Genomic DNA, 23,663 nt, shown 5'->3' with positions numbered 1-23,663 from the left:
AACTCAGCTGACCAGGTTCTGCACCCAGACCGTCAACCGGTTCCAATATGCGAGCAGCCATTCCGCAGCGCTGTCGCCTGCGCTGGTGACCCACAGCATGGTGATCACGGCAACCAGTACCGCGAGGATCAGCAAGGCGATGGCCCCGCCGGAGAACCGGTTGCGGTACAGCGTCGCAACGGCTTTGGAGTCGACCAGCTTGGCGCCGACCTTGAGCCGGGTCAGGAATGTCGATGGATTGGATTGCTGGCGTTCGCGATCGAAGAACTCCTCGATGGAAGCTGTGTGGCCCACGGTGACGATCAACGATGCGCCGTGATGATCGGCCAGCAGGAGCGCCAAGTCCGCCGCCGAACCCGCGGCCGGGAAGGTCACTGCCCCGACTCCCAGGTCCTGGATGCGCTCGAGCCCGGCGGCATGCCCGTCGGCATCCGCGGGAAGCACCACCTGCGCACCGGATTTCAGGACATCGTTGCTCATCAACAGGGGGTCGCCCACCACGATGAGCGGCCGGTACCCGGCCTTGCGCAGGATGTCCGCACCGCCCCCGACCCCGATGAGAACCGGTTGGTACTCCTTGATGAAAGGCTTGAGGTTCTTCAGGTCATACGCCGCACCAGTACCGTCGGACACCACGATGACGTGTCGGTTGCGCAGGTCGATATCGACGTCCGGGATGCCGATGCCGTCGATCAGCAGCGGGCTCTCACTGCGGATGAATTCGATGGTGTTGCCGGAGAAGGCCTCCAGGTGCGCGACCAATCCGGTCTTCGCCTCTGTCATCAGGTCGTGCACGTCCGCATCGGTGCGCGGAGTTCCCGCGATCAGACGGCGATCACCGTTGTAGATGCCGCCGTTGTGCACGCGAACCGTGGAGCCGTCCTTGACCTTTTTGAAGACCTCGGGTCCGATGCTGTCGATGAGGATGATGCCGTTGGCGACGAGCACCTCGGGGCCCAGATTCGGGTACCGGCCGGAGATCGACGGCGAAGCGTTGACGACGGCACTCACCCGCGCGTCCACCAGAGCATCGGCCGTGATGCGATCCAGATCGAGGATGTCGATGACGGCGATATCACCCGGATTGAGGCGTTGCAGCAGCCTGTTGATGTCCCTGTCGGTACGCACTGTTCCGACGATGCCGGGCCTGGAGCTGCTGCTTCGTGTAAGCATCGTGGTCAAGTTCATGAAGGTGATCATGACGCGATGGGCCGTTGAGCCTGTGGAGGCGCGCCGTAACACCTGTCACATTAGTCACTCCAGCACCGCTGGTTTTCCGCGAGTCGTGCCCTGTGATTGTTTGCGGAAAGGGGTCTCAGCCCCGCTCGGAGCGGGCTGCGTCGAGCAACTCGCGGGCATGCGCCCGGCCGGTGTCGGAGTCGCCGAGACCGGCGAGCATGCGGGCCAGTTCGGCAACCCGGTCGTCATCATCCAGACGGCGCACACCGCTGCCCTTGCTGTTCACCCGGTCAACCGTGAGGTGGATATCGGCGAAGGCCGCGACCTGCGGCAGGTGCGTCACCACAATCACCTGATGCGTGTGGGCCAGCTTGGCCAGCCGTCGACCGATCTGCACGGCCGCACGGCCACCTACCCCGGCGTCGACCTCGTCGAACACCATGGTGGTTCCGGCAGTCGAGGCGGCTAGCACCACCTCCAGGGCCAGCATCACCCGCGAGAGCTCACCCCCGGATGCGCTCTTGGCCAGCGGTAGTAATGGGTTATCGCGATGGGCGGCGAATCCGAATTCGACGGCGTCGGTACCCGCTGATCCCGCGTGTACAGTCTGCCCGGCCGACAGCGCCAACGGCGCCGAGTCATCGGCCCGGGCCGCGATGGGCTCCACGGCAATGGTGAACACGGCACGGTCCATCGCCAGACCGGCCAGCTCAGCCGTGACGGCCTTACCGAGTGCCTTCGCGGCCTTCGTGCGCGCCTTACTCAGAGCCGTTGCCGCGACAGCCAGTTCACCGGCGAGCCGATCCACGCGAGCAGCGATGGCATTAAGCGTTTCCTCGGAGGTGTCGACCTCGGCCAGCCTGCCGCGCGCCTCCTGCGCCCAGGCGATCACCCCACCCAGGTCGGCGGCGTACTTACGGGTCAACGTACGCAGCAGCCCCTGGCGTGCCAGCTTCTCTTCGAGTGTGCTTGCATCGCTAGGCAATTCATCGGTAAATGCGGTCAACTCGCGGGCGACGTCGCTGACCACCGCGAGCGCGTCGGCCAATTGTGGCGCCAGGGCCTGCAGAGCCGTGTCATCGGTGGCTTCCAGGAGAACCTTGGCCTTCGCGATGCGGTCAATCGCCGAATCCGAGGCGTCATCGCCGCCCTCGGAGTCCGTGCCCGCCAACGCGCCGCGTGCGGAGCCGGCCGCATCGCGCAGCGCGTCGAGTTCGGACAGGCGATGGATATCGGCGGTGAGCTGGTCGTCCTCACCCGGCTTGGGATCGACGGTGTCGATCTCGTTGAGCGCGAACCCGAGTCGATCGGCCTCCTGCGCGAGCTCACGCGCCCGGTTGGTGCGGTCGATCAGGTCGCGCCGTGCGGTGAGCCACTCCTCGCGCAGCTTGCGATAGGTGGTGAGTAGCGCCTCGATGCCGGCCGGCCCGTCCGAGGCGAACTTGTCCAATGCGGCAAGCTGCTGCTCCGGGCGCATCAGCCGCAGCTGGTCGTTCTGCCCGTGCACGGTGAGCAGTCCCGCGGTGAAGCTGGCCAGCGATTTGGCGGGCACACTGCGTCCACCCAGGTATGCGCGCGAACGGCCGTCGGAGGTCACCGAACGCGCGGCGATCACACTTCCGTCGTCATCCCGTTGCGCCCCTGAGGAATCCAGGATCTCGGTGACGTCGGTGGGCTCGGCGCCCAGCGGATCGGTGGTGAGAAACCGGCCCTCCACCACGGCACGGTCGGCGCCCGCCCGCACCCGATTGGCGTCGGCGCGGGCACCGCCGAGTAGGTGCAGACTGGTGACCACCATGGTTTTACCGGCTCCGGTCTCGCCGGTCAGCACGGTCAGCCCACTGTCGAACTCCGCAGTCGCAGCGGGTATGGCGCCAAGGGACTCGATGCGAATCTCGGTGAGCACGATTACCTTCCCCGCCAGCCCTTAACGGGCAACTGGAATTTACGCACGACCCGGTCGGCGAATGGCTTGCTGTCCAGGCGTGCCCATAGCACCGGCTGATGGCCGCGCACCACCTCGACCCGCCCGCCCGGCGGTACCCGGCTCTCACGACGGCCATCGCAAAAGAGCAGCGCGTCGTGCCCGTCGGACTCGATCTCCACAGCGACGGTAGCGGCGGGGCTGGTCACCATGGGGCGGGCGAACAAGGCATGAGCGTTGTTGGGTACCACGAGAATTGCGTCTAGATCCGGCCACACAACCGGCCCGCCCGCGGAGAACGCGTAGGCCGTTGACCCGGTGGGTGTCGAGACCAGCACCCCGTCACATCCGAAGGCGGACACGGGGCGGGCGTCGATCTCCAGCACCACTCCCAGCACCCCCAGCCGGGGGCCCTTTTCGATACTGACCTCATTGAGCGCCCAGCCGCGCTCGACGACCTCGCCGCCGATACGAACCAGGACGTCCAGCGTCATCCGGGTCTCGACGCGGTAGGTGCCCTCGACCACATGGGTGAGCACGGCGTCGAGCGCCTCAGCCTCCACCTCGGCGAGAAACCCGATGCGGCCCAGGTTGACTCCGAGCACCGGTGCGGTTGCACTACGTGCCAGATCGGCGGCCCGCAGAAATGTGCCGTCCCCGCCCAGTACCAGCACCAGTTCGCACCCGGTGGCCGCATTCTCGTCTGCGTCGACAACCTCGACATCGACACCAAGGGAGCGGAACTCGGTGGGGTCCAGATGCACGGGGCCACGATCGATGGCCTCGGCGGACAGCACACGCAAGGCGATACCGTTCTCCCCCAGCTTTTTCGCGACACGCTGGGCAGTTTCGGTAACCTCGTCGCGTCCGGTGTGCGCGACGAGCAGGATCTTGCGTTCGCTCATTACTGGGGTCCCCTCGATACTGCATCGGCGACGGCTGTTTCGATATCCAGGCCGGAATCTGTGTTCCGCAGCCATAGAAAGTATTCGACGTTTCCGGACGGCCCGGGCAGCGGGCTGGCCGTCACGCCCGCGGTATGCCAACCCTGCGTCTGCGCGCGACGGGCGACGGAGACCACGGCATCGGTGCGCAGTTGCGGGTCACGCACCACTCCTCCCGCGCCGACGAGTTCCTTCCCCACCTCGAACTGAGGTTTGACCATCGGCACGATATCGGCATCGTCTGTGGCACAGGCGATCAGCGCATCAAGTACCAATCCGAGCGATATGAAGGACAGGTCGGCCACGATCAGCTGCGCCGGTCCGCCGATCAGTTCGGGTGTCAGGGCACGCACATTGGTGCGGTCCAACACGGTGACCCGATCGTCGGACTGCAGAGACCAGGCCAGTTGCCCATACCCGACGTCGGCGGCGACCACTTCACGAGCGCCCGAACGCAACAGCACCTCGGTGAAGCCGCCCGTCGAGGCACCGGCATCCAGGCAGCGCTTGTCCTCCACGGAAAGTCCCTGTGGGCCAAAGACGTCGAGTGCCCCAAGGAGTTTGTGGGCGCCACGCGAGACCCACTTGTCTTCGGCCTCCCCCTGCACCACAAGCGAAGCCGTCGCAGGCACGGCTGTCGCGGCTTTCGCGGCGGGTATGCCGTCGATACGGACACGTCCCGCGTCGATCAGTTCAGCCGCCTGCTGACGCGACCGCGCGAGCCCGCGACGCACCAACTCGGCGTCGACCCTGGCGTGCCGGGCCATTGCTATCCCTGCTCCGCGGATTCCAGCGCTCGGACCAACACGTCGTGTGCCTGCTCCAAGACCTGGGCTTGGGTTTCGAGATCCAGCTCGGCGTCGGTTTCACCCAGGCCGGCAGGCGGGTCGAGCTGACCCAGCAGCGCCTGCACCTGGGACTTGACCTCAGCGGGATCAGGTCCGGCAGCGTGACGGGCGACATCGTTCGGGGTGGTCATCGCGCTCAAGGCTAGTGGATCGTCCCCGAGCGGCAGGGGCGACGACACACTAACCGGCAGAAAGCCGCTGCAAGGCCTGTTCTGCCAGGTCATCGGCGGACACGATGGGCCTGATCGCCGGGGCCGAGCCTGTTGCCCACACCGCGGCTGCCAGTGCCTGTGCCAGCGACAGGGGCGTTCCGGTGCCATCGACGGAGTCGACCGACACGTGGTCGGCATCCACCGTTACCCGCCATGACGGCTTCGGTTCGATACGTACCTCGGTCTGCGGGAGGTGCAATGCACCCAGATCGGCGCCCAGGAAGGTGGGCCGGTGCGAGGTGTGCGCCCAGATCGCGTCGACGGCACTGTTTACGCCGGTGAGCACCATGAGGCTGGGTAAATCCGCGGCGTTGGCTCCGGAGATGTCGGTATCGAGACGGTCGCCGACGACGAGCGGCCGCGCGAAGCTGCCACGCGCCAGCGCGTCCTCGATGAGTGCACGTCCCGGCTTGCCCGCCACGATCGGATCGGCGTCGGTGGCGGTGCGCAGTGCGGCGACCATGGACCCGTTTCCGGGCAGCAGACCGCGTTCGGTCGGCAGCGTCGCGTCGACATTGGCCGCCACCCAATAGGCGCCTGCCCGAATCGCGAGTGCCGCCTCGGCAAGGGTGGTCCAGCAGGTATCCGGTGAGTGCCCCTGCACGACTGCACGTGGAGCCGCATCGAAGCTGCGCACCGGGGTGAGGCCAACGGCGGCTATCTCGGCGGCCAGCGCCTCGGTGCCGACCACGAGTACCGCATCGTCACGCTTGAGTGCCTCGGCGAGCAGTCTGGCCGCACTCTGGGCGCTGGTGACAACGTCACCAGGGGTCGCCGTGAAGCCCAGGGAGGTGAGGTGTTCGGCGACCTCGGGTGCGGACCGGCTGGCGTTGTTGGTGACGTACAGCTGCCGCGCGTCGCCGGCGGCCGACAACGCAGCAATGGCGTTCGGAGTGGGTTCGGCACCCCGGAACACCGTGCCGTCGAGGTCCAGCAGCAGGCAGTCGTAGGCGCCGGCGAGTGTGTCAGGCAAGTTCGGCTGCCCGATCCTCAGCGTCCGTGTGGCCTTCGACATCGGCGTTGGCCGCGTGCAGGAACCATTGCACTGCTTCGGGTTTGCGATCCAGTGCCAAGAGAATGTCGGCGTAGGCATAGAACAGCCGTGCCGCGACCACGCCGACACGCTTCGGATCGGGTGCGGGAGTCGACAGCACCGCCAACGCCTGATCGAGCTGCCCCATGTCGGCGCGCGCTCCGGCGGTGACAATGCGCAGTTCGTCGGCGGCATCGCCGGTGAGCGCCTTGGCCTCGTCTCCGCGGGCGAGTTCAAGAGCACGTTCGGGCCGATCCACTCCCCGTTCGCAATCGGCGATGAGCGCCAGCAGTGGCGAGCGGGTGCCCATACGCTTGGCCGCCCGCAGTTCGGACAACGCGAGCGCCCAGTCTCCGCAGTGATAGGCGGCGATACCGAGCGCTTCGCGGACGCCCGCGATGCGAGCCGCGCGGCTCTTGGCGGCCTTGGCGTGCTCCAGCGCCGCTTCCGGGTCTTCGTCGAGCAGATTGCCCGCCACGACCAGATGCCGGGCCACCGTGTCGGCGGTGTTCTTGTCGAGGCTGAGCAGCTCGGCTCGGACATCGGGCGCAAGCTGCTTGGCCTCGACCTCGTCAGGAATGTGTGGGCCGAAGTTTCGTGGCGCCTGGCGGTCATCCGTGCGCCGGGGCCCGGCCCCTTGAGTGCGCTGCGGGCGATCGCCGCCGCGCTCTTCCGACCGGCGCGGACGTGCCGCGCCGCCACCGCGGTCGTCGCGCCGCGCGCCTGAATCGCGTGCGGGGCGACTCAGGCCTTGTTTTCTGGGCCCCTGCTGCCTGGGTCCTCGCTGGTCCACGGGCACCTCCTTTACAGCGCGAGTATGCCGGTAACAGGCCCTTCGCCGGAAATTCGGTGGCGATCCACATGTTCCGTTGCGCAGACTGAACGCCATGTCCGCTGGTCTTCGCGCAAGCGGCTCATCCATGGGCCATGTGCAGCTCGATGCCATCGGCTACCACCTCCCGGACGGCCGAGCGCTTCTCCACGACGTCAGCCTGCGGGTCGGCGAAGGCAGCAAAACCGCGCTGATCGGCCCCAACGGGACCGGAAAGACAACGTTGTTACGCATCATCGCCGGCGACACCGATCCGCATGACGGGGCCGTCACCCGGGGCGGACAGCTCGGCGTGATGCGGCAATTCATCGGTTCCGTTCGTGACGACTCGACCGTCCGCGATCTGCTGCTGTCGGTGGCGCCGGATCGCATCAGAGCGACCGCCGAACGGTTGGACCGCGCCGAACTGGCACTGATGGAGCATGACAGCGAACGCGATCAGCTCAGGTACGCCCAGGCACTGGCCGACTGGGCCGATGTGGGCGGGTATGAATTCGAGACCGAATGTGACGTACACACCACCGCGGCCTTGGGAATTCCGTTCGAGCTGGCGAGATTTCGCGGGGTCAACACCCTGTCGGGCGGGCAGCAGAAACGTCTGGTGCTCGAATCGTTGCTGCGCGGTCCACACCAGGTGCTGCTGCTCGACGAACCCGACAACTATCTCGATGTCCCGGCCAAGCGCTGGCTTGAGGACAGACTCACGGAGTCGCCCAAGACCGTGCTGTTTGTCAGTCACGATCGCGAGCTGATCAATCGCGCGGCGAGTCAGGTCGCCACCTTGGAACCCACCCGGGCCGGGTCCACGCTGTGGGTGCACCCGGGGTCGTTCGCTACCTACCATCAGGCGCGGGCGGACCGTAACGCCAAACTCGCCGAATTGCGTCGCCGCTGGGACGAACAGCGGGCGGCGCTCCGCGATCTGGTGCTGATGTACCGACAGAAGGCGGCGTACAACTCCGATATGGCCAGCCGTCTGCAAGCGGCCGAGACCCGGCTGCGCCGATTCGACGAGGCAGGGCCACCCGAGGCAGTTCCACTGCGCCAGAACGTCCGCATGCGCCTTACCGGCGGCCGCACCGCCAAGCGTGCCGTGATCGCGGAAGGTCTCGAATTAACCGGTCTCACAAGCCCATTCGATGCCGAGCTGTGGTACGGAGATCGGGTCGCAGTGCTCGGCGGTAACGGCACCGGTAAGTCGCACTTCTTGCGGCTGCTGGCCTGCGGCGGTACCGATCCGGAGCCCGATCAGCTGCCGGTGGGCGAGATGATCCCCGAAGCGGTAGGCCACGACGGACGATTGCGGCTGGGCGCACGAGTCCGTCCCGGCTGGTTCGCGCAGACGCATCATCACGAGGGACTGATGGATCGGACGCTGCTCGACATCCTGCATCACGGGGATGAACGCCGTGCCGGTCACGGACGCGAGCAGGCCTCACGGATTCTGGACCGTTACGGGCTGGCGCCGTCTGCTGAGACGAACCCACCGACAACCTCGACCTGCATTCGGCGGAGGCCTTGGAGGATGCGTTGGCGGCCTTCGACGGCACGGTCATAGCGGTCACCCACGATCGGTGGTTCGCCCGGACCTTCACACGCTTCCTTGTCTTCGGCGAGGACGGCAAGGTGAAGGAATGCGTTGAACCCCAATGGGTGTAGCGAAATCTACGACCCTCGTACTCGCTGCACCCCGGCGATGTTGCGCTTGCCGCGGCGCAGCACCAGCCAACCGCCGGTGAGGTAGTCACCGTCGCTTGGCGTCCAGTCCTCGGTGTTAACTCTGGTGTTGTTGACGTAGACACCGCCCTCCTTGAGGGTGCGGCGTGCGGCACCCTTGCTCTCCGAGAGTCCGCTGCTCACCAGGAGGTCCACGATGGTGTCGGGTTCCCCGTCCGCGAGCCGCGCGGGCTCACCGTTGCCGGCTTCGGTGAGCGCCGCGGTGAGTGTGCCCTCGTCGAGCCGGTCCAACTCGCCCCGGCCGAACAATGCTCCACTGGCAAGTTCGACTGCCTGCGTGGCGCTTTCACCATGCACCAAGGTGGTGACCTCGGCGGCCAGACGCCGCTGAGCGGCGCGCTCATGCGCCCGCTCGGTCGTTGCGGTCTCCAGCTCACCGACCTCGTCGGCCGACAAGAAGGTGAACCAGCGCAGGTACCGCACCACGTCGGTATCGGCGGTGTTGATGAAGTACTGGTACCAGGCGTACGGACTCGTCATCTCGGGATCGAGCCAAAGGTTGCCGCCCCCGGTGGACTTACCGAACTTGGTGCCGTCGGCCGCCGTCACCAACGGCACGGTCAGCGCGTGCACCGAGGCGCCGTCGAGCTGGCGAGCGAGCCGAACGCCGGCGACGATGTTGCCCCATTGGTCCGAGCCGCCTATCTGCAACGAGCAGCCGTACTTTCGGTACAGCTGCACGTAGTCATTCGCCTGCAACAGCATGTACGAGAACTCGGTGTAGGAGATACCGTCACCCTCCAGGCGCCGCCGGATGGTGTCCCGGTCGAGCATGACGTTCACCGAGAAGTGCTTACCCAGGTCGCGCAGGAACTCCAGGGCGGAAAGCTGACCGGTCCAGTCCAGGTTGTTCGCGACGACGGCCCCGGTTGGGCTGTCATCGAATTCGACGAAACGCTCCAATTGACCGCGAATTCGGTCTGCCCACTCGGCCACCGTGTCCGCTCCGTGCAGGCTGCGTTCGGAGGTGTCGCGCGGGTCTCCGATGAGGCCGGTCGCTCCACCGGCCAGCACGATGGGCCGATGCCCGGCCCGTTGGAATCGGCTCAGGGTCAGCAGCGGCACCAGATGCCCGGCGTGCAGACTTGCGGCGGTGGGATCGAATCCCCCATAGACGCTGATCGGCCCCTTCGCGATATCGGCCGCGAGGGTGTCGCGATCGGTCGTCTGCGCGATGAGACCGCGCCAGGTCAGCTCGTCGAGAATGTTGGAAACCACGGCAACGATCATCCCTTATCGGGTTCAGCGTGCCGGATACCGCTCGTCCGAACGCGGCCCCGCAGGCTCGCGAAGGTCGCCGGCGACGGTCGTGATGACCTCGCGCAGTTCGAGCCGGTCCAGCCAATCCGGTGGCAGTGCCGGTGTGCCCCACATCGCACCGAGGATGTTTCCGGTGATGGACCCGGTGGAATCGGAGTCGCCGGAATGGTTCACCGACAACCGGATTCCATCCTTGAAATCATGCGCACGGGCGGCCGCCCAGACACCGATGGCAAGCGCCTCCTCTCCGACCCACCCGCCGCCGAGCGCAGAGGCGATCCGTTCCGGAGTGGGCCGCTCGTGCGCGGCCAGTTCGAGACTTCGGCGTAGGGCATCGGATGTCTCTTCGTGTCCGGAATGTGTGTCAAGCAGATCGAGCGCCGTGCGCACCGCCTCCGCCAGAGACGCTGCGGCCGTCAATCGGTTGACGATCACCGCGAGAGCCCCGGCACTGAGATATCCGCTGGGGTGTGAGTGGGTGAGCGCGCCCAAATCCGCAGCCAACTCGAACGCCCTGGCCGGATCAGCCTCGGCAAGCCCCACCGGTGCCGCGCGCATCACCGCCCCGCACCCCTTGGAGTTGTTCGGCAGGTGTGTGCGCGAACCCCGCTCGTGGACAGGGGAACTGGTGGATTCCAGCGCCGACAGACACGTCTTTCCGGGTGCGCGCAGCGAGTGCAACCCGGAGACGGTGACCAACCAACCGTCGAGGACTTCTGAGGGCACCTGGCCACCCTGGGTGTGCAGCCATCGCAGATAGGCGCGGTGGGCGATCTCGGCGGGCTCCGAATCGGGTGCACGGCGCGCCCGGATGAGCGCTTCGGCCGTGAACAGCGTCATCTGCGTGTCATCGGTGATGAGCAGCGGCTGCTCCATTGGAGGTTCGGCAATGCCCCCGGGTCCGAACTGCAGCCGGATCTGGTCGATGTTGTCGAACTCGACGAGCCCCCCGAGGGCGTCGCCGAGTGCACCGCCGAGCAGCGTGGCGCCGACCGGTTCCTCAGACGTCAATCGAGGCATATGGACCAGTATCCGGTTGCGGAGCGCGAGGACTGCGCCGGTACACGGAGACCTCCGGATATCCGGGCAACCAGAATCGCCACGGACGATCCGCTGCCATACTGACGCCCACGCGCGGCCCGGACTGCGCCTTCTGCTTGCGCCTCAACACGACCCGCACCGGGCTGGAAGCGGAGAAGACATCGACGCCGTTGTCTTCGGGGGTGATCCCCAGAGCGGCGCCCAGATTTCCGGGGCCGCGAGCCAGGCCCGCGTCATTGCGTGCGGTGGGGCGTCGCTGCCAGCCCAGGGGCGCTCCGTCCACGATCGCCGCCGCCCGCATCAACACTCCACCGGCGACACCGTCTGGGCCACATACCACGTTGGCACACAGATGAATTCCATGACTTCGGTACACGTAGAGGTGACCGGCGGGCCCGAACATCACCCGGTTGCGAGGCGTCGGGCCGCGGAACGAGTGTGAGGCGGGATCGGGCCACGGTCCATCGGGCACACCCCCATACGCCTCGACCTCGACGATCACCGCGAGGACACCACGCGATTCGATGGTGGCACCGAGGAGGCGCACCGCAGCCTTGGCGGGATGTGTCTTCAGAATCTCGGCGCTCACTCCCCGATTGTCCTTGACAGTCGTTCGCAGGCAGGCTCATATTCATCATATGGTGAGTTCATCTATCGGTGAATTAGCTACCGGACGACACGAGGCTGCCATCGAGGTGGAAGGACTACGCGTGGTCCGTGGCGGATTCACGGCCCTGGACGAGGTATCCCTACGGATCGGCCGCGGCACCGTCACGGGACTCCTCGGCCCCTCCGGATGCGGCAAGACAACCCTGATGCGCTGCATTGTCGGCACCCAGATCATCGCATCCGGAACGGTCCGGGTACTCGGACTGGAGGCGGGCTCGCCCGCACTGCGCCGGAGCATCGGCTACGTCACCCAGAGCCCGACGGTTTACAACGACCTGCGCGCGATAGACAACGTACGGTACTTTGCCGCACTCTACGGCCGCTCCAAGACCGACGCGGAGTCCGCACTCGACGCCGTCGGTTTGCAATCGCATCGGCTGGCCTATTGCGGCGCCCTATCGGGCGGACAACGCGGACGCGCGTCGCTCGCCTGCGCGCTGGTCACCCGCCCGGAGCTACTCGTGCTCGACGAGCCGACGGTGGGCCTGGATCCGGTGATGCGCGCGGAGCTCTGGGAGCAGTTCGGACAACTCGCGGCGGGCGGCACCACGTTGCTCGTCTCCAGTCATGTGATGGACGAGGCTGATCATTGCGGCAACCTGGTGCTCATCCGTGAGGGTCACGTACTCGCCCACACCACGCCGAATCAGCTGCGCCACGACACCGAATGCGACAGTTTGGAAGAAGCGTTCCTCGCGGTGATCCGGCGCAGTGAGATCACGGCCGCCTAGCCCGAATGGAGTGAAACCTCATGTACGCCAGCGCTTATGTAGCCACCACTGGACGAGTTCTGCGCCAGCTGCGTGCGGATCATCGCAGCATGGCGATGATCCTGTTGATCCCCAGCCTGCTCATCACCTTGCTGTACTTCCTCTACCAGGACGTGCCGATCGCGCCGAATCGCCCCTCCCCGTTCAATGCCGCATGCCTGTTTGTGCTCGGGCTCATTCCGTTTGTGGTGATGTTCCTCATCACGTCGATATCGATGCAGCGCGAAAGGGTTTCGGGAACGCTCGAGCGAATCTTGACCACCCCCCTGGGTCGCTTTGACCTGCTGGCCAGTTACGGCACCGCGTTCTCACTGGCGGCGGCCGCTCAGGCCACCATCGCCTGCCTGGTGTCCTACGGCCTGTTGGGGCTCATCACGGCAGCCGGGGCGCAATGGGTCTTTCTCATCGCGATCGGAAACGCCATCCTCGGTGTCGGGCTCGGCCTGCTGTGTAGCGCGTTCGCGCGCACAGAATTTCAGGCCGTGCAGTTCATGCCGGTGGTCGTGATTCCCCAGCTGCTGCTCTGTGGGATTCTCGTCCCCCGCGCGGCAATGCCCGAATGGCTGCAATGGTTCAGTAACGTGATGCCGGTGAGTTATGCGGTAGAGGCGTTGCAGCAGCTCGGTAGTCACCCGGAGCTGACAGGTGTGACCGCCCGGGATATCGCGGTCATCTTCGGATGCGCCACGGTGGCGTTGGGTTTGGCCGCCGCCACGCTGCGCCGCCGGACACCGTGACTTCCAAACGGCCGGGCCGTCGGCCAGGAGCGAGCAGCGCCCGCGACGATATTCTCGCCAGCGCGCGAAAACTGTTCTCAATCACTGGAATCGACAAGACATCCATGCGATCCATCGCCTCCGATGCCGGTGTCGATCCCGCTCTCATCCACCATTACTTCGGTACGAAGCTGGATCTTTTCCGCGAGGTGGTCCAGTTGCCGGTCGATCCGCAGGTGGTGCTGCAACCGCTGCGGGACATCCCCGTCGAGGAACTCGGGATCGCGATTCCGCGGCTCATCATCCCATTCTGGGATTCGGAATTGGGCGCAAACGTGCTGGCCCTGTTCCGGTCGGCACTCAGCGGCGCCGACGACGGGCTGGTTCGGGTCTTCTTCCGCGAGGTCCTGGTCAACATCATCGCCGAACGTGTGGACAGCCCGGCCGGTAGCGGAGCGCTGCGTGCCGAGTTCGCGATCACGCAGATGGCCGGGATCCTGGTGGCGCGATACATCATGGAGGTCGAGCCGTTGGCCTCGCTCACGGCAGAGGAGATCGCACTCACCGTGGGACCGAACATTCAGCGGTATCTGACGGGCGAGCTACCGGTCTTCACTCGGTGAAGCGCTGGTGCTCCTCGTCGGTCACCTCGCGGGCCTCGTCGGGCAGCAGCACCGGGATGGAGTTCTCGATCCGGTAGGCCTTACGCAGACGGGGGTTGTAGAGAATGCCATCGGCCTCACCACCGATGAGCAGGAGTGCCCCGCGATCGATGGGGCAGACCAGGATGTCTAGAAGTACGGCGTCAAGAGGCATGTCGGTGATGTCAGCCCAGCGGGATGTTCTCGTTGAAGATCTGCTGGCCGCCGCCACCGCTGACGCCGATACCCGGTCCGGGACTGACGTTGGGCGGTCCACCGTTCGGATTGTTCGATCCGTTGGTGCCACTGATACCGATGTGAACGGGCTGCTGCGGCTTCTGCGCGGCCTTGAGGAACTGGGACTGCGTTGCGATGACCGACTTCAGGGTGTTGATCAGCGGCATCTGGCTAGGGCGTTTGTCCAGTGCAGACTTGAGGGCGTCGTTCTGCGCCGAGCTGACCTGGGCACCCCTGGCACGCAGCTGCAGTGACGTGCGGACCAGGTTGGATACCTGCCCACCACTGGTTCCGGTGGAGTACTCGTGCGCGATGTCGTCCAGCACGTCGGCGCTGGCGGTACCGACACCGGGCCCGAACACCAGAGCTGCGGAGAGGCCGGCGGAGGCCAGAGCGGTGCCGGCGAGGGCACGTAGGCGTGTCGGCATGAAGAGTTCCTTCCGGTATCGCGGACGTCAGCCTAACAACAACCCGTCATATGAGCAGCGGAAGGCGATGGGACCGGCGCTGGCGCGCCCCCTGCGGGCTACTGGGCGGCGCCCTGAAGCGCGTCGTACGTCGCGGCGGTCAACCGGTGGTACGCGCCGGATTCGGGGTCCAAATACCAGGTCTGGCGCCCCGGTTTCGGCAACCCGGACTCGCGAAGGTGTGTCGTGGAAGGGCGATAGGTCGCGCTGAAGGGCAGATTGGCTACCACCTTGACGATGTCCGGGCGTTCCGAGATCGGCACAGATGCGAATGCCTCTGCCAGATCAGCGGGTGATATCGCCTCACCGGGGCGAAGCACCACCGCGGTCACCGCGACGTTGGCCTCACCGGACTCCACGGGGTACGTCGCCACCAGGTCGATAGCACTCACCGAACCCAGTGCGTGACTGGTGGCTTCGGCGTACACCACGCCGTGCGCGGTACGGATTGCGGTGTTTCGGCCGTCGAGCATCCAGAAATCGCCGTCCTCATCGCGGCGGAAGAGAGATTCCGAGGACACCCAGGTGTCGCCGGGGGCGAACACACCGCGCCGAACCGCAGCAGCGGGATCCACATCACCGGGCGGCTTCGCCAGGAGCAGCCCAACCTCGCCGGGCTTGGCGATCTGCACGAACCCGTCCTCCCCCTCGATGATGACGTCGTCGACCGGGTCATAGGCGGCGAGCCGAACCTTGCCACCCCCGGGCAGTGGCCGCCCCTTGCTACCGATTTTGGTACCGGACACATTGGCCAACACCGCTTCGCCGTCTGTCGTCGCGAAGAACTCAACGACATGGGCGGGTGCGAATCTCTCGGTGACGCGCCGCCAGAGACCCGACGGCATACCCGAACCGATGAACAACCGCACCGGGTGGTGCGCGCCCAACGCCAGCGAAGGATCGTCGATGACCTCATGCATCATCGCCCAGGTGTAGGACACGACGGTCACGCCGTACTGGTGGACCTCCTGGACGAAACGATCGGGATTGAGCCCACGCGACAGGGCAATTCGCGCGCCACCGGCCACCGCTCCACCCAGGCTCACCAACAGGCCGGACTGATGATGCAGTGGAGTGAGGCAGTACACGGTGTCATTGGAGGTCAGCGCGGCAGCCGACGCGGTACCGAATGCCGACAACGCCCAACGGTGGTTGGTGATCTGCTTGGGCACCAGCCGGGATCCGTATCCGCTGAACATCACGAACGCCAGGTCGCGGGCCTGTCCGGGGTCGGGCCGATACCAGCCGGGCAGCTCGACGGCATCGGGGTCGATCTGCTCCATATCGATGATCGAGCCGTCGTCAGGAATGGACAGATCACGTGACTCGCCACCGCCAAGCACCAAGATGTGCACGGGAAGACCTTGTGCGACAGGAAGGTTCGGCGGATCGGTGAGCAGTTCGGAAATCTCCCCCAGCTTCACCGCTACTTCGAGGTCCGCATCGGGCGGCAGCAGCACCGCCACCGCCCCCAGGCGGGACAGCGCGGCGATCGCCACCAGGGCGCTGGGTCGGGTCTCCATGAGGACACCCACCCGGACGCCTTGCCGTACACCCACCTCGATGAGGCCCCTGACCACGTTGTTGATGCGGCGGTCCACCGCCTCGTAGGTGTGCACCCGCCCATCGAACAAGAAGCTCTCACCATGAGGGGTACGGCGCGCCTGTTCGGTCATCAACCGGCCCAGCGAGATTCGGGTGTGATCGTGGATCTGGCCCAGGCGAGTCAGCCTTGGCAGCGTGCGAACCGCCTCGACGGCAATGGATTTCACCGACTTGTTGGCAGCCGCGGCGGCCGCACCGGCGGTGCGGGCAGCGGCGATGGCAACCTCGGTGGTGGTACTCAAACCGTGGGCGACCCGGGAGGTGAGTGGCACACCGCCGCCGTCCAGCTGACCACTCTCGTGCTCGTACATGAGGTCGACCGCCGGGGGTTTGGATGCCTCGCCCTCACGCCATTGCACCCATTGGCTCACCGTCGGCCAGGTCTGCGCCACCGCGGTCGAGCCGACCACCAGACCGAAGTGGCCGGCGCGGATGAGGTATTCGTACACGTCGGCCTTCGGTGCGGCACGCAGGATGCCGCGCACCGAGGCCGGCTGGCCGATATCGTCGACTTCGCCGACCACTGCCAGTACCGGGCAGGTGATATCGCTGAGCGTGACCACGCGATCGTTGACGGTGAAGCCGCCGGTGGTCATCCTGTTGTGCACCACGAACTGACGCAGCAGCTCGGCGATCGCGGGACCGGACCAGGCGATCCAGCCCTCATTGGCCAGGAACTTACGCTGCTGCTCGCGCGGGAGCAGCGCATCGCGGTCGTGCAGCTGTCGCAAGAAGTCGAGACGGCCCTTCACCGTCTTCACCGGGTCCAGCATCTGGAACCCGATGCGAGCCGACCACGCCGGAATGGAAAACCGACTGAATATGTGGTCGGCCATGAACTCGGCGATATCGGCCGAAAGCCCCGCGGGCATGCCCATGGGCATGGCGGCGTTCGCGTCGACCGGCGAACCGAAGGTGATGATGCTCGCGATGGTGCGCGACTTGCGCAGTGCCGCAGTCTGATAGCAGAACATGCCGCCCTGTGAGTATCCGGCGAGATGCACCTGGCGGCCGGTGATTCGATGCACGGTTTCGATGGCGTCACTGACGGCCACCACGTGATCGGACAGGGTGCGCTCCATACCCCCGGCCATCCGGTCGGGGCTGCCGAAGTCGATGACCCACGGATCGATGCCCTCTCGGTGCAGGATGCCGACGGCGCCGCCGTCCTGGGTGACGTCCCACATGTCCGCGGCCATCATCATCGGGTGCACCATCAGGACGACCGGCCCGGCATCTTCCGCGCCGGAGGACCCCGGTGCGAAGTAGCGGCGCAGCCGGTACATGGGCACGCTCTCGACGATCTGGTGCGATGACGCGGTGCTGCCGGTCTCGAGTCCACCGAGGCGCAGGACCTCCAGCCCGTTCTGCGCAGTGGCGGCCAGGCGGGCGACGGGCTTGGTCAAGGAGGAGAGATTGAAGGACACAGCTGCTCCTTAGATACCGATCATCCGCAATATTGCCCAGGTGAGGGCCTGCATATCCTGTCACAGCGGGTGCGTCGGGCTGACCGAATCCCAGCCACCGGATCGGAAGCGACGCCGTGATACGAGGCTCTACGATGGCGCGGTGGGGAATCTGTTGCTGCGACCGCTGCGCCTCTGGGTGATGTACCTGCCTCAACTGGCCGCTTGCTATCTGCTGGGTCTGTTGGGGCGCAACATCGTCATCGAGCTGGCGGCCAAATATGCGTGGAACAACTATCTCGTGGTGGACCTACTGATGCCCTTCGCCGGTCTAGCTCGGCTGGGCTCGATCATTGCGATGTTCCTGGTCCTGCGCTCGGCGATTCCTGTGTTGGCGGCCATGCCCAGGATCTCCCTACGCAATGTCGACATATTCGCCAATGTTGTATTGCCGTTTTTTGTTATCTACCTGGCGTGGAAGATGTTCCAGGACGACTGGCTGACCTACGAGCAGAAGGCGATGTGGCACCGCGTGGGCGCCCACATGACGACCGGCACCAAGGTGGTCAACTTGGGGGATGTTCCCGTGACTAATTACGTCTGGGTACTGATTGCGGGCGCTTTTGTTCTCCGGATGGTCTTAAACCTCAAGCCCATAAAAGACAGGCTGCCCGGATGGTTTGTTTTCATCAGGGTGTACTTGGATGCCTTGTGGGTCTTCCTGGTGTTGTCCTTCTCCGCCAGCAAGGGCGTGAACTTCTTCCTGAGCCCATCGGCCTGGTTCAAGGAACGCCGCATCGTTGTCTGGTTTGACGAAATGCGCAGCGAACTGTTCTCGCATTTTCGCCCTTTGGAGGTTCTCTGGGGCTTTGTTAGTGACGCGTGGCATATCGTCTGGGGAGCTGCGGCCGTACCGCTGATCTGGCTGGCTATCGCCGGCATCATTTATGGCTCGTCAAGTAACGCCAGCTGGCGGGGAGTGCTTCGGCGGCTGGCGGGTATTGACAGCCAGGTGGTGGCCGACAGACTCGCACCCACCCGAGATCAGGTCCACCGTCGGGTGGCTAGCAGGGTATCCGAGCAGACCAGGGGTAAGGCCAAGGATTGGCTGCTCTCGCAGTTCGGAAGCGCCAAACCTATTGTCGATTCGGCGCGCCTGGTGTTGCACGGAGGACTAGTCCTGCTGTCTGGCTATGTACTGGTGTATCTCTGCTTGGCGTGGCTGGACATGTCCGGCAGTTTCCTCACCACGCAAATGCAGGTCGGCGGATACCTGACCCGTGGTTTTGCCTGGATATTGGGCCCACATCCGCTGTCGTTCTGGAATGGTGTCGCGCCTGTATTGACGGCGATTTCAGGTGTTCTTGTTTCCTCCCTGAGGGTATGCGTCATCGCATCTGTCTTCGCTCACTGTGTCGAAAAGGCAGAGGCGGAAGCGGCGGCGCTACATGACAACGAGGTTGTCGACTACCCAGCCGACTCGGAAGACGCTCTCGCGGCAAATCCCGTTGTCGCCGATCGGTAGAACTAAGACAGCTCAAATCTGACCAAGATTTGGGCACTGCCGCCTACGGGGTTCACCAGGTCGACAGCGGTCATGGTCACATCATCGGGCACCAGGAAGCTGAACTGAAGGTTTCCCGGTTTGTCGCAGTGATCGACGACGCCGTCTGGGGGCGTCACCGTATACAACAGGAACGGAGCCTCCGGCCACTGATGCTCACCGTCGGTGATTCTTCCGTCACAGAAGAAGTTCTGAGGAACGGGGCCGGAGCGTTCTATCGTGACCACCGCCAGTTCCGCCCCTTTCGGAATGACCCCATTGGCTCCGCGCGGGGCCTTGCCGAGACGTCTGACACCAGCAAGGCGCCATGTCTGTCCGTAGGCATCCCCGGACTGCCCGGTCGCAATCACATGGAGTGGGACCACACTCGCTCGATAGTCCCGCCACGAATCACGGAACGATACAGCCCACACCCCGGAGAACACCGCGATGACAATCACTCCCGCGACAACATTGCGAAACCACAGGCGCGAACGTAATGGCAGTTGGTCCGGGGCGTGCTCGCGTCGGTGGCGCGGGGCATCGGTGCTGGTTTGCATTTCGCTCATTGCTTGCCCACCACCGTTTTGGGAAGCGCGATAACTGACGCACGGGGTGCATGCTCGTTGTCGAGCGGAATATCGATCACGAGCCGTGAATCCCATTTGTACTGTCCGGCGGCGTAGAAAATGTACAACTTCGCGGAGCGGGCATCTTCAAGCGCACTTGAGCTGACCTCGAAAACAAAAACGCCGGTTTCGGGGATCAGCGGAGTCAGACGTGCGCCCAGAAGCGTGGATCCCTCAAGTCGGCTGTCAGGTGTGTAGCCCTTATCGCCGAGCGCCAGTATCGCGTCAGCCTGTGAGGCCTCCGTCATTGATGTGATGGTGAGTTTGACGACGACCCATTGACCGGCGGACTTGATGTTTCGCTGACGCGGAGAAAAGCCCGTGTGTTTGACGACTGGCCCGATCCCGACCTTGGTCACCGTGGCCGAGAACAACCGGCCGGTTACCGAACTTCCCATCGTGCCGTGAACATCAAAGGCATTTTGAGTTTCGGCGGCTGAAGGAAGGCGATTCCAGACGTAGACGGAGGCAGAAAGTAAAACCGCCACCACCGCAGCCGTCACGGATATGCGCATAAGCGGCGAGGAGGCCCGGAAAGGCAAGATTTTCTTCGGGAAGTTCACGAAGACACCTCCACAGGCACACTGGTTGTTGCGCTCTTGCCGTCATCAACCCAGCCCTCGCCATAGAGCACCAGGCCACGGCTAAATTTCCGGTATGGCACCTGAACCGACACCGTGGATCCGGGTAGTACAGCGGCAGAAGGGACGCTCCACACCACTGCCACCTTCTCGGTGATATCGGGTTGCAGCGCGACCAAAAAGCTGCTGTCTTCGATCCGGAGAGTCACGGCGCGCTGGCCCTGGAACTGAGAAATGTCTTGTACATCGGGCACATTCGGCAGGAAAAACTGGCCGCTGACCACGTCGACGCGATCGGAGTTGTTGGTGACCTCCGCCAGGACCGCAAGATACATGCGTCCCGGCTTCTCTTTTGCGATCACCGCTCCACCGCCGACGATTTCCGATCGCAGAACGGCCTTTTGCACAGTAATAGTGAATTCACCATTGTCGAAAGGCTTGCCAAGATCGAATGTCTGCGGAGTCTTGTCCACGGCGTCCAAGCCACCGAATCCGGCGGTCGCCACAATCGCGAGCACCGCGACCACGTGCCACATCTGGACGAACTCCAGGTCGTTCCACCAGTTCCGGCCCCATGCGATGGCCCGGCCCAGCACACCGCGAGGGGCAGGTGGCAGTGCGCTCTCCATGGTCACGGAGGCGGCGTGCATTGGATGAGTCGCCACCGGGCGGCGCCACGCCGCGTTCGGGTCGTCCGGTATATCTCCCCCCGGACCGGGGCCCGACGATGTCGGGTCCGGCTCGCCGTCCATGGCTGGATATTAGCGGCTCTGACCGCGCAGCACGTTCAGACGGGCCAGCACCAGTTCACGCTGCTCAGCAACGCGTTCCGGTGCGGTGCCGCCACGGGCGCTGCGGGAGGCGACCGATCCGGAGGTGGTGAGCACGGCGCGCACCTGTCCCGTCAGGTCCGGATGGATGGCCGCGAGTTCGTCATCGGTGAGATCCTCCAGGCCGGCGCCGCGGGCCTCGGCGACACGAACCGCCTCCCCTGCCGCCTCATGTGCGACGCGGAACGGTACGCCCTGGCGCACCATCCACTCGGCCAGGTCGGTGGCCAGGGTGAATCCCGCCGGGGCGAGGGCCGCCATGCGCTCGGTGCGGAACCGCAGGGTCGCGACCAAGCCGGCCATCGCGGGCAGCAGGAGTTCCAGCTGCGCCACCGAATCGAAGAGCGGTTCCTTGTCCTCCTGCAGATCACGGTTGTAGGCCAGCGGCTGCGCCTTCAGGGTGGCGAGGAGGCCGGTGAGATTTCCGATCAGGCGCCCCGATTTACCGCGGGCCAGCTCGGCGATATCGGGATTCTTCTTCTGAGGCATGATCGAGCTACCGGTAGACCAGGAATCGTCGAGTTCGGCATAGCCGAATTCTGTTGTGCTCCAGAGAATGATGTCCTCGGAGAGGCGCGACAGATCGACGGCGATCATGGCGAAGACGAAGGCGGCCTCGGCCGCGAAATCGCGGGCCGACGTCGCATCGATCGAATTATCCATGGCCGCAGTGAATCCCAGATCCAACGCGATGGTGTCCGGGTCCAGGCCAAGCGAGGATCCCGCCAGTGCGCCGGCCCCGTAAGGCGAGACGGCCGTACGCCGGTCCCAGTCGACGAGTCGGTCCACATCACGCAGCAGTGGCTGTGCGTGCGCGAGCAGATGGTGTGCCAGCAGCACTGGTTGCGCGGCCTGCAGATGAGTCTTGCCCGGCATGATCGCCTCGGGATGTGCACCGGCCTGATCGGCCAGGGCCTGCACCACGTCGAGCACACCGTCGGACACCCGCCCGGCCGCATCGCGCAGCCATATCCGGAACAGCGTGGCCACCTGATCATTTCGGGAGCGACCGGCACGCAGACGACCGCCCACATCGGCTCCGACACGTTCGATGAGTCCGCGTTCGAGAGCGCCGTGCACATCCTCGTCGGTGTCGGCCGGCACGAACTGTCCCGAAGCGACGTCCCGTTCCAGCTGTTGCAGCCCGTCCACCAAGGCCGACAGTTGCTCATCGGTCAGCAGGTCGGCCTTGCGCAACACCCGAGCGTGCGCGATCGACGCCCGAATGTCGTACGGCGCCAGCACCCAATCGAAATGAGTGGACTTGCTCAGTGCCGCCAGCGCCGGCGCGGGCCCGCCGGCGAACCGCCCACCCCACAGCGATCCCTCGTTGGTGCTCACTTGCCCGACAGGTCCCGCTGTGCGGAGATCTTCGACGACAGGCCGTGGATGTGCACGAATCCCTTGGCGCTCGACTGATCGAAGCTGTCGCCCTCGTCGTAGGTGGCCAGGTTGAAGTCGTACAGAGACTCGGCGCTGCGGCGACCGTTCACCGCGATGTTTCCACCATGGAGCACCAGTCGAATGTCACCGGCGACATGCTGCTGGGTGTCCGCGACAAACGCCTCCAGTGAGCGCTTCAGCGGCGAGTACCACAGACCGTCATAGACCAGCTCGGCCCATTTCTGGTCGGTGTGCCGCTTGTACCGGCCAAGCTCACGCTCCAAGGTGACGTGCTCCAGCTCCTCATGCGCGGTGATGAGGACCATCGCGCCTGGGGCCTCGTAGATTTCACGGCTCTTGATGCCGACCAATCGATCCTCGACGACATCGAGACGGCCCACGCCTTGCGCCCCTGCACGCCGGTTCAGCTCCACGATGGCTTCCAGCACGGTGACCGGGTTGCCGTCGATCGCGGTGGGCACCCCCTTGTCGAAGGTGATGATCAGCTCGTCGGGTGCGCCCCAGTTGAGGGTCGGGTCCTCGGTGTAGTCGTACACGTCCTTGGTCGGAGCATTCCAAAGGTCTTCCAGGAAACCGGTTTCCACCGCGCGACCCCACACGTTCTGGTCGATGGAGAACGGCGACTTCTTCGTCACGTTGATCGGGATCTCGTTCTCGGCGGCGAACGCGATGGCCTTCTCGCGGGTCCATGCGTAGTCGCGGACCGGAGCGAGCACCTCCAGATCCGGTGCCAGCGAGGCAAATCCGACCTCAAACCGCACCTGATCGTTGCCCTTGCCGGTGCAGCCGTGCGCGACGATCCCGCCGCCATGCTCGCGTGCGGCGGCCACCAGATGCTTGACGATCAGCGGACGGCTGATGGCCGACACCAGCGGATAACGATCCATGTACAGCGCATTGGACTGCACGGTCGGCAGGCAGTACTCGTCGGCGAACTCATCGCGGGCATCGACGACGACCGCCTCCACGGCGCCACAGTCGAGGGCACGCTGGCGCACCACCTCCATGTCCTCGCCGCCCTGGCCGAGGTCGATCGCGACAGCAACAACCTCGCGGCCGGTCTCCTTGCCAATCCAGCTGATCGCCACAGACGTATCGAGCCCACCCGAGTAGGCCAGGATGACGCGGTCAGACGATGTCGATTGAGTGGTCATG

The 23,663-nt window shown here is 65.0% G+C and carries 22 protein-coding genes and 1 pseudogene; 5 read left to right on the top strand and 18 right to left on the bottom strand.

The features are described 5' to 3' along the window. Positions 1–3: 3 nt before the first annotated feature. The 7 genes from steA to MSTE_RS11280 all read right to left on the bottom strand — a co-directional run bounded on the left by steA (position 4) and on the right by MSTE_RS11280 (position 6,720). On the bottom strand, positions 4–1,188 hold the full coding sequence (gene steA, locus MSTE_RS11310) for a putative cytokinetic ring protein SteA (protein WP_162291409.1): 1,185 nt from the start codon (positions 1,186–1,188) through the stop codon (positions 4–6). 127 nt (positions 1,189–1,315) lie between these two features. Then, positions 1,316–3,085, bottom strand: coding sequence for a DNA repair protein RecN (gene recN, locus MSTE_RS11305; RefSeq protein ID WP_096501261.1), 1,770 nt, complete (start codon positions 3,083–3,085; stop codon positions 1,316–1,318). A 2-nt stretch (positions 3,086–3,087) separates the two neighbouring features. After that, on the bottom strand, positions 3,088–4,008 hold the full coding sequence (locus MSTE_RS11300) for an NAD kinase (protein ID WP_096501259.1): 921 nt from the start codon (positions 4,006–4,008) through the stop codon (positions 3,088–3,090). After that, positions 4,008–4,814, bottom strand: a complete 807-nt coding sequence (locus MSTE_RS11295; protein WP_096501257.1) for a TlyA family RNA methyltransferase — start codon at positions 4,812–4,814, stop codon at positions 4,008–4,010. The genes MSTE_RS11300 and MSTE_RS11295 overlap by 1 nt, the downstream gene beginning before the upstream one ends. A gap of 2 nt (positions 4,815–4,816) precedes the next feature. Then, positions 4,817–5,026 (bottom strand): hypothetical protein, encoded by a 210-nt coding sequence (locus MSTE_RS11290; RefSeq protein WP_096505749.1) that lies wholly within the window; start codon positions 5,024–5,026, stop codon positions 4,817–4,819. A gap of 49 nt (positions 5,027–5,075) precedes the next feature. Next, a complete protein-coding gene (locus MSTE_RS11285) occupies positions 5,076–6,080 on the bottom strand; it encodes an HAD-IIA family hydrolase (protein WP_096505748.1) in 1,005 nt (334 codons plus the stop codon). Beyond that, the gene (locus MSTE_RS11280; protein WP_162291627.1) at positions 6,073–6,720 is read right to left on the bottom strand and encodes a hypothetical protein; all 648 of its coding nucleotides are present in this window, start codon (positions 6,718–6,720) and stop codon (positions 6,073–6,075) included. The genes MSTE_RS11285 and MSTE_RS11280 overlap by 8 nt, the downstream gene beginning before the upstream one ends. A 340-nt stretch (positions 6,721–7,060) precedes the next feature. Between MSTE_RS11280 and MSTE_RS11275 the strand changes: the two are divergent. Beyond that, positions 7,061–8,631, top strand: a pseudogene (locus MSTE_RS11275) (ATP-binding cassette domain-containing protein). 6 nt (positions 8,632–8,637) lie between these two features. Here the strand turns inward: MSTE_RS11275 and tyrS are convergent. Genes tyrS through MSTE_RS11260 form a run of 3 tightly spaced genes read right to left on the bottom strand, consistent with a single transcriptional unit; the run spans position 8,638 to position 11,599 of the window. Then, positions 8,638–9,939, bottom strand: a complete 1,302-nt coding sequence (gene tyrS, locus MSTE_RS11270; RefSeq protein WP_096501253.1) for a tyrosine--tRNA ligase — start codon at positions 9,937–9,939, stop codon at positions 8,638–8,640. 12 nt (positions 9,940–9,951) lie between these two features. Then, a complete protein-coding gene (locus MSTE_RS11265) occupies positions 9,952–10,989 on the bottom strand; it encodes an ADP-ribosylglycohydrolase family protein (RefSeq protein WP_096501251.1) in 1,038 nt (345 codons plus the stop codon). Continuing rightward, positions 10,970–11,599 carry a DNA-3-methyladenine glycosylase gene (locus tag MSTE_RS11260; protein WP_096505747.1) on the bottom strand — a complete coding sequence of 210 codons (630 nt, stop codon included), beginning with the start codon at positions 11,597–11,599 and terminating at the stop codon, positions 10,970–10,972. The genes MSTE_RS11265 and MSTE_RS11260 overlap by 20 nt, the downstream gene beginning before the upstream one ends. Before the next feature lie 49 nt (positions 11,600–11,648). Here MSTE_RS11260 and MSTE_RS11255 point away from each other — a divergent pair, with 49 nt between their 5' ends. Genes MSTE_RS11255 through MSTE_RS11245 form a run of 3 tightly spaced genes read left to right on the top strand, consistent with a single transcriptional unit; the run spans position 11,649 to position 13,788 of the window. Beyond that, positions 11,649–12,410, top strand: coding sequence for an ABC transporter ATP-binding protein (locus MSTE_RS11255; RefSeq protein WP_096501249.1), 762 nt, complete (start codon positions 11,649–11,651; stop codon positions 12,408–12,410). Positions 12,411–12,430: 20 nt separating this feature from the next. Next, entirely contained in the window at positions 12,431–13,186 is a 756-nt protein-coding gene (locus tag MSTE_RS11250) for an ABC transporter permease (protein ID WP_096501247.1), read from the top strand. After that, positions 13,183–13,788, top strand: coding sequence for a TetR/AcrR family transcriptional regulator (locus MSTE_RS11245; protein ID WP_096501245.1), 606 nt, complete (start codon positions 13,183–13,185; stop codon positions 13,786–13,788). The genes MSTE_RS11250 and MSTE_RS11245 overlap by 4 nt, the downstream gene beginning before the upstream one ends. On the opposite strand, the gene MSTE_RS11240 is transcribed toward MSTE_RS11245, so the two are convergent. From MSTE_RS11240 to MSTE_RS11230, 3 genes are all read right to left on the bottom strand, one after another. Continuing rightward, entirely contained in the window at positions 13,778–13,981 is a 204-nt protein-coding gene (locus tag MSTE_RS11240) for a Trm112 family protein (RefSeq protein ID WP_096501243.1), read from the bottom strand. The genes MSTE_RS11245 and MSTE_RS11240 overlap by 11 nt on opposite strands. Before the next feature lie 10 nt (positions 13,982–13,991). Continuing rightward, positions 13,992–14,471, bottom strand: coding sequence for a hypothetical protein (locus tag MSTE_RS11235; protein ID WP_046253618.1), 480 nt, complete (start codon positions 14,469–14,471; stop codon positions 13,992–13,994). A 98-nt stretch (positions 14,472–14,569) separates the two neighbouring features. Then, positions 14,570–17,542, bottom strand: coding sequence for an acyl-CoA synthetase (locus MSTE_RS11230; RefSeq protein WP_096501241.1), 2,973 nt, complete (start codon positions 17,540–17,542; stop codon positions 14,570–14,572). Between the two features lie 181 nt (positions 17,543–17,723). Here MSTE_RS11230 and MSTE_RS11225 point away from each other — a divergent pair, with 181 nt between their 5' ends. Further along, on the top strand, positions 17,724–19,046 hold the full coding sequence (locus MSTE_RS11225; RefSeq protein WP_096505746.1) for a hypothetical protein: 1,323 nt from the start codon (positions 17,724–17,726) through the stop codon (positions 19,044–19,046). 2 nt (positions 19,047–19,048) lie between these two features. Here MSTE_RS11225 and MSTE_RS25520 read toward each other — a convergent pair whose 3' ends face one another. From MSTE_RS25520 to MSTE_RS11200, 5 genes are read right to left on the bottom strand one after another with little or no spacing between them, the layout of a single operon-like run. Further along, on the bottom strand, positions 19,049–19,633 hold the full coding sequence (locus MSTE_RS25520) for a hypothetical protein (protein WP_231897051.1): 585 nt from the start codon (positions 19,631–19,633) through the stop codon (positions 19,049–19,051). Continuing rightward, positions 19,630–20,256 (bottom strand): hypothetical protein, encoded by a 627-nt coding sequence (locus tag MSTE_RS11215; RefSeq protein WP_408645888.1) that lies wholly within the window; start codon positions 20,254–20,256, stop codon positions 19,630–19,632. The genes MSTE_RS25520 and MSTE_RS11215 overlap by 4 nt, the downstream gene beginning before the upstream one ends. Continuing rightward, on the bottom strand, positions 20,253–21,026 hold the full coding sequence (locus tag MSTE_RS11210; RefSeq protein WP_096501237.1) for a hypothetical protein: 774 nt from the start codon (positions 21,024–21,026) through the stop codon (positions 20,253–20,255). Before MSTE_RS11210 ends, MSTE_RS11215 begins: the two co-directional genes overlap by 4 nt. 9 nt (positions 21,027–21,035) lie before the next feature. Beyond that, complete coding sequence (gene argH / locus MSTE_RS11205; protein ID WP_096501235.1) at positions 21,036–22,445, bottom strand: argininosuccinate lyase; 1,410 nt, start codon at positions 22,443–22,445, stop codon at positions 21,036–21,038. After that, positions 22,442–23,662 carry an argininosuccinate synthase gene (locus MSTE_RS11200; protein ID WP_096501233.1) on the bottom strand — a complete coding sequence of 407 codons (1,221 nt, stop codon included), beginning with the start codon at positions 23,660–23,662 and terminating at the stop codon, positions 22,442–22,444. The genes argH and MSTE_RS11200 overlap by 4 nt, the downstream gene beginning before the upstream one ends. Position 23,663: the final 1 nt, after the last annotated feature.

The sequence above is a fragment of the [Mycobacterium] stephanolepidis genome, from assembly GCF_002356335.1.
GTDB lineage: Bacteria > Actinomycetota > Actinomycetes > Mycobacteriales > Mycobacteriaceae > Mycobacterium > Mycobacterium stephanolepidis.
The sequence above is the reverse complement of the archived record's forward strand: the minus strand, read 5'-3'. Positions and strand labels throughout refer to the sequence as shown.

Coding starts and splice junctions, on each gene's coding strand:
- steA (WP_162291409.1), bottom strand. CDS start 1,188: ATGAACTTGACCACGATGCTTACACGAAGCAGCAGCTCCAGGCCCGGC.
- MSTE_RS11300 (WP_096501259.1), bottom strand. CDS start 4,008: ATGAGCGAACGCAAGATCCTGCTCGTCGCGCACACCGGACGCGACGAG.
- MSTE_RS11295 (WP_096501257.1), bottom strand. CDS start 4,814: ATGGCCCGGCACGCCAGGGTCGACGCCGAGTTGGTGCGTCGCGGGCTC.
- MSTE_RS11290 (WP_096505749.1), bottom strand. CDS start 5,026: ATGACCACCCCGAACGATGTCGCCCGTCACGCTGCCGGACCTGATCCC.
- tyrS (WP_096501253.1), bottom strand. CDS start 9,939: ATGATCGTTGCCGTGGTTTCCAACATTCTCGACGAGCTGACCTGGCGC.
- MSTE_RS11265 (WP_096501251.1), bottom strand. CDS start 10,989: ATGCCTCGATTGACGTCTGAGGAACCGGTCGGCGCCACGCTGCTCGGC.
- MSTE_RS11255 (WP_096501249.1), top strand. CDS start 11,649: ATGGTGAGTTCATCTATCGGTGAATTAGCTACCGGACGACACGAGGCT.
- MSTE_RS11250 (WP_096501247.1), top strand. CDS start 12,431: ATGTACGCCAGCGCTTATGTAGCCACCACTGGACGAGTTCTGCGCCAG.
- MSTE_RS11240 (WP_096501243.1), bottom strand. CDS start 13,981: ATGCCTCTTGACGCCGTACTTCTAGACATCCTGGTCTGCCCCATCGAT.
- MSTE_RS11235 (WP_046253618.1), bottom strand. CDS start 14,471: ATGCCGACACGCCTACGTGCCCTCGCCGGCACCGCTCTGGCCTCCGCC.
- MSTE_RS11225 (WP_096505746.1), top strand. CDS start 17,724: ATGTACCTGCCTCAACTGGCCGCTTGCTATCTGCTGGGTCTGTTGGGG.
- MSTE_RS25520 (WP_231897051.1), bottom strand. CDS start 19,633: ATGAGCGAAATGCAAACCAGCACCGATGCCCCGCGCCACCGACGCGAG.
- MSTE_RS11210 (WP_096501237.1), bottom strand. CDS start 21,026: ATGGACGGCGAGCCGGACCCGACATCGTCGGGCCCCGGTCCGGGGGGA.
- MSTE_RS11200 (WP_096501233.1), bottom strand. CDS start 23,662: ATGACCACTCAATCGACATCGTCTGACCGCGTCATCCTGGCCTACTCG.